We start from the raw sequence: 5,580 nt of genomic DNA, 5'->3' as shown, positions 1-5,580 counted from the left end.
GATTAAAATGGAGTTTTCCTTTATGAATATATAAACAATATTTATAAAAAAATTTAATCATTTTAAGTCGAATTATTTTAGACATTATAAACTAGCAAAAATAAGAAGTAGATAGTGCCCCTATCTAAAAAAATTTTTAATTGCTTCCAGTCTTATTTTATGACTGCATTCGTCACAGCAATATTTCCCTTTTGGATTTTCCTTGAATTGCTTATATTTTTCAGTTCCTTCATTTACTCGAAATACACTTTTACAGCAAAAACAAATAACCTCATAAAATATCATGACCTTCCCCCTCATCAGGGTGATATGTTACTTTTGAGTTGTCCGCTCAAAGATTGTAATAAGTTCTTTAGTGTAATCTTTAACGTTTAAATCGGGGTTCCTCATTAGCTCGAGGCTAAATCCGTCTATGGCATGCCTGATTGTTAAAGCCATCACCCTTAAGGCTGTTTCGGAAAATTCTCGAAACACCCCCTCTTGCATCCCTAAACGTAGAATATTTTTAATGGGAAGAAAAATAGTTTCATCATGGTCTGCTGCAAACCGAAGTTTCCCTTCATCTGTCCTTTCATTTGAAACAATTTCTATAACAGCGAATACATGCTTTCGATGTTTATCTATAAATTTCAGATTCGATTCAATATACGTTTGGAGCATTCCTTCTGGGGTCGTTTGAGCTTCAATTTGCGGACAACTAAAGGACTGGCAAGCTATATAATAATCGATTATAACTTGCTCTAGAAGTTCCTCTTTGTTTGTAAAGTAATAAGAAATAACCCCCTTACTTATTTTTGCACGTTTAGCGATTTGTCCTAAAGAGGCTTTTACATAACCTACTTCAGCAAGTGTTTCAATTGCACATTCCATAATTTGAGCCCTCCGGGCTTTTTCAATAAATGACTTTTCTTTTTGATTGTTTGTTTTATTTTTTGTATTCATGTTTATATTTTAGCACAACTGTTCAAAAAAATACAATTAAAACCATTTTTTCAAAACGGCAGGACTTTTTTTATAAACAGTACTACTTTATTTCAAATCTAGATTCGGACTACATAAACATCTTTTTTTCTTCAACTAAGAGTGCGGATTCATACAACAAGAATTATTTTTTCAATTATTAAAAAGAAACAACGAGACAATATTCCAAATGATAGAGGTATGTTATAATAAGTGAATAAGGGTTTTACTCTTATTCACTTATTATAGGAGAGTGTTTAACATGATTATCAAGTTCATTCGTTTACGTTAATTTTAAACACAATTTGTTATGCCCAGTTATTTATTTCAAGATGTTTGGATTTATTTGAGTGTGTCTTTTTTATTAACTAAATACGAATGAAATGAGGATTTAATCATGAATGAAAAAATTATTAAAATTAATGACATTGATATATGTACAGAGAGCTTTGGCAATTCAGAAGATCCAGCAGTACTACTGATTATGGGAGCCATGTGTTCAATGGTTTATTGGGATGAAGAATTTTGTCAACAATTAGCTGATACGGGCCGTTATGTTATTCGTTATGATAATAGAGATGTCGGACGGTCAACTACTTATGAGCCGGGGAGTTCCCATTATACTGTGGTAGATATGGCTGATGATGCGGTTGGGGTACTCGATGCATATCATATTGACCAAGCACACATTGTTGGAATGTCATTGGGTGGAATGATTGCTCAAATTATAGCCTTAAGAAACCCACAGAGAGTTCTAAGTATAACTTTGATTGCATCAAGTATTTTTGGTTCTGAAGACAACAACCGTAATTTGCCTCCGATTGACGAGAAGATACTCGCTTACCATGCTAATGGGGCCAAACTAAATTGGTCGGATGAAGAATCTGTTGCAAATTACTTGGTTACAGGATCATCATTACTCTGTGGTTCAAAGCATAAATTCGATGAGAAGAGGGCTTATAAGCAGGTAGAAAAAGAAATAAAACGAGCAAATAATCTACTCAGTATGTTTAATCACTCCCTTCTTAAAGGCGATGATTCTTATGAGGGGAAGTTAAAAGGAATCAATATACCAACTTTGGTTATCCATGGTACAGAAGATACAGTGCTTCCATACGAGCATGGTCTTGCTCTTGTTAATGAAATTCCGCATGCTTTGTTACTAACCCTAGAAGGATCGGGGCACGAAATTCATTGTGATGATTGGGTTCATATTATCAACGCTATTTCGAACCATACTTCTGTCTTGTAATCATTATAGGACTCGTATAAAATAAAAAACACTTGAAAAAAGGGCTACAATCAACCTTGTAACCCTTTTTTCTATTAAAAATCAGTTTTGAAACTGTTGCTCAGTTAAAGAATATTAATATTCAATCATTGATATTCCCATCCTAAAAGGGGTAGCGTCACACATCCATCAACTTAAGGTTTTAGACTATTTTTGAAGTTAAAAGCACGTTACTATTTTCTTATGTAAATGAGAAAGGGTGACGTGCTTTTTATGAATATAAATCAAAAACAAGAATTATCTTTATTCGCTGAAGAGTTATATCGATATATGTCTCCCGCTACAGTGGATGTCTAAACCAGTGTTTATGATTCCGAACACTGAAACGATTATTGCTACAACGTCTTTAATTGTTTCGATCACCTTACCTCCTTCTTATTCACTTAATACATTGTAATATATCTATATTCATATTGGTATAGATATATTTAAGTTACTTAATATACTTAAATTATATAAAAAACAAAGCCCTTAGACTCCTTCCATTTTACTCAATGTAATAATAAGACCACTACCCATCAAACTATGAAAGTCCAACTCCCTTCAAAGACCTTAGCTTGGATGATGCGTCGAGACATCTATAAGAAGAATATGATCTTACACATATTCAAAATTCTTGGGTGTTTCAGAAACAAATAAATAATAACAGTAAATAAGAAGTTTAAAAGCCCCTATGTCCTTATTTTTTGTGATTTTAATTTAACCATTCGGTACGTGAAATTTTTAAATATGTTTTGTTATTTTTTTCTTCGCAGCCTTAAATTTGTATAGTATTTTATATAGATTCTATGTTAAAATATAGATAGAAAATTTGTTTCCATTGTTTATACTCTATTGTACGTAGCGTGAAGGACAAACCTTACGCCCTGTTAACTCGGGCGAGGTTTGTCCTTTTTTATTTTAAGGAGGAATTTACTATGAAAAAAGTCTATAAAATCGGAGCCGTTATCACAACTTTATGCGTTGCTTGTATCGCGATTTTTACTTTAACTAAGAATGAATCAGTCCAAACAGAAACTATAACACCAGAAAAAACAATTGTATATGCTGCAGACGCAAAAGTATCACCTGAGATTATAAAAGATATTTCAAAAGATGAATTAAAGCAAAAAATACAATCCCATGAAGAATTCATTGCGTATTACTATCAACCAAGCTGTCATTATTGTAAAAAGGCTGCTCCAGACATCAATAGTATGTCGAAAAAGCATGATAGAACCATTTATCGTATTGATATCTCTACACCAGAAAATCAAAGTGCCTTTCAAGAGTTCGACATTCCAGGTACTCCAGTTGTTGTAGCTTATAACAGAGGTGAAGAAGTTGAACGTCTAGAAGGAGCCGTTTCAGCTGCTACATATGATGGATTCTTTGCAAGACGTAATTCGAGCGCTAGCTAGTATAGTGCTCGTTTTTCTTTGTAAGAAAGGAGAATTAACATGCAACAAAACGCCCGTATTCATTCTTTAGACATAATAAGAGGTATAGCCATACTATGTATCCTTTTTGCGAATCTACCCACTATGACGGGACTAGATCCCTTTAATCAAGCGGGTTATATTGGTATAGATAAAGTAATTGGCTTTTTAGTAGATTTATTTATTCAATCAAAGTTCTATACTATTTTCGCATTCTTATTTGGAGTAGGATTTTACATCTTTATGAAAAATACAGAAGCAAAAGGGTATCCCATGTATAGACTATTTATACGGAGACTGTGTATCTTACTAGTCTTCGGTTTACTCCACTTCACCTTTCTATGGTACGGAGATATTTTACATGCGTATGCTTTAACTGGATTTATTCTATTATTCTTTTATAAGCGATCTACTAAGCTTATTTTTATAGCTGGTTTTAGTTTCCTACTAGTTAGTTATGTATTACATATTATTGTATTTTTACGAACAAGTTCTTCTATTCCAGAAGTGCCAAACTACTATCAATATATGTTTACAGGCAACACTACCAATCACACGGTAAATCTATTTACACATTATTCACATCAAGTAAAAACACGTCTTTTCTTTCTAATGACCCAGGAATTTCAGCAACTACTAATAGGAATTCCGGAATATATAGGGTTATTTTTAATTGGTTTATGGGCTGGCAAGAAAAATATTTTTAAAAGGGTACCAGAATTAATACAGCAAATTAGATTTTTACAGTGGAGTTCGTTATGTATTTCATGTCTTCTCTCGTATCCTATTATCTACTACTTTATAAAAACGAATGTCTATTACTCTCAGGATATACAACTATGGATTCTATTTGGAGGGAAAACGCTAGCTATATTCTATATTTGTACCCTACTTAGAGTTTGTGAGAATAAAAAATATAGAGAGTGGCTGCAGCCCTTTATGAACGTAGGTAAATATGCTTTAACGAATTACATTAGCCAAAGTATAATAACTCTTGTCATTCTTTCGTTGTACTTGAAAGATGTCTCACACGTATATTACTGGCAACTATGTACCTTCGGGCTTTTAATTATATTTGTACAAATTATATTCAGCAAAATTTGGAGTAAGTATTTCCGCTATGGTCCTATTGAGTGGTTATGGAGAAAAGGAGTTTACAAGAAATAGACTATTTTTCATCAGTACATGCAATTAACTGAAAAAAATGTTAAAATATTATATGAAAGATTAAAGATATATTTGTAGTTGTAAAATGGTGTTATTAAAATTAAAGTGATTCAAGTCAGAGAAAGGCACCTTAGGGTGTCTTTTCTTTATGCATAAAAAAGCCTTATCTTCCTATAAAAAGATAAGACCTTTATATACTACCTATTATCCGATTCATCAGTTTCATAACACATTTAGCTTCTCCAAAAAGACCACCAGTGTCCTATTCTCCACCATAATACGCATACTTCCCAGGTGAACCATTATCTCGTATACTTGGATATGATTTTAGTTTATATTCATAAACCTAAACCATAAAAATATAACCAGATTACCATGATTAGAATTCCCATAACAGTAACTAATAGGAGTTTACCATCCGCACCTGTAATAACTTCTTTTAGATTTTCTTTTGCTTGTTGTTTCTTTTCTCCACTTGAAAAGAGATAAATAATGAAATAAGTAACCACTAAGAAGAATGAGAATATTATATCTATCATTACTTATGTACCTCCTAATGCGTGCTATTAATTTCCTTATACGTTTTAAACTAAGATATCTGAAATCATAATGTTAATAAATATATCCCCCCGATTAAAAGTGCCGCAGCAAAGACTAATATTATTATTCCATCAGGACTATTAAGAATTTCTTTTATATGTTTTTTTGCTATTTGCTTAGTTTCTCCACTTGAAAAGAGATAAA

The 5,580-nt window shown here is 32.3% G+C and carries 6 protein-coding genes; 3 read left to right on the top strand and 3 right to left on the bottom strand.

Features of this window, described 5'->3' with window-relative positions; genetic code table 11:
• Positions 1–120: 120 nt before the first annotated feature.
• Both ABWK52_RS25945 and ABWK52_RS25940 read right to left on the bottom strand, forming a co-directional pair.
• On the bottom strand, positions 121–285 hold the full coding sequence (locus tag ABWK52_RS25945; RefSeq protein WP_069355893.1) for a DUF2197 domain-containing protein: 165 nt from the start codon (positions 283–285) through the stop codon (positions 121–123).
• A gap of 27 nt (positions 286–312) precedes the next feature.
• On the bottom strand, positions 313–942 hold the full coding sequence (locus ABWK52_RS25940; RefSeq protein WP_073540908.1) for a TetR/AcrR family transcriptional regulator: 630 nt from the start codon (positions 940–942) through the stop codon (positions 313–315).
• Positions 943–1,357: 415 nt separating this feature from the next.
• Here ABWK52_RS25940 and ABWK52_RS25935 point away from each other — a divergent pair, with 415 nt between their 5' ends.
• The 3 genes from ABWK52_RS25935 (at position 1,358) to ABWK52_RS25925 (ending at position 4,836) form a co-directional block, all read left to right on the top strand.
• Positions 1,358–2,212, top strand: coding sequence for an alpha/beta fold hydrolase (locus ABWK52_RS25935; protein ID WP_098318706.1), 855 nt, complete (start codon positions 1,358–1,360; stop codon positions 2,210–2,212).
• Between the two features lie 956 nt (positions 2,213–3,168).
• Positions 3,169–3,651: a thioredoxin family protein gene (locus ABWK52_RS25930; protein WP_097846270.1), complete on the top strand. Its 483-nt coding sequence runs from the start codon at positions 3,169–3,171 to the stop codon at positions 3,649–3,651.
• Positions 3,652–3,690: 39 nt separating this feature from the next.
• Positions 3,691–4,836, top strand: coding sequence for a DUF418 domain-containing protein (locus ABWK52_RS25925; protein WP_098541680.1), 1,146 nt, complete (start codon positions 3,691–3,693; stop codon positions 4,834–4,836).
• Between the two features lie 338 nt (positions 4,837–5,174).
• Here ABWK52_RS25925 and ABWK52_RS25920 read toward each other — a convergent pair whose 3' ends face one another.
• Positions 5,175–5,375, bottom strand: a complete 201-nt coding sequence (locus tag ABWK52_RS25920) for a hypothetical protein (RefSeq protein ID WP_000565399.1) — start codon at positions 5,373–5,375, stop codon at positions 5,175–5,177.
• Positions 5,376–5,580 lie beyond the last annotated feature (205 nt).

Source organism: Bacillus sp. AP50 (genome assembly GCF_040492675.1).
GTDB lineage: Bacteria > Bacillota > Bacilli > Bacillales > Bacillaceae_G > Bacillus_A > Bacillus_A cereus.
This window is presented reverse-complemented; position numbering and strand designations above follow the sequence as displayed.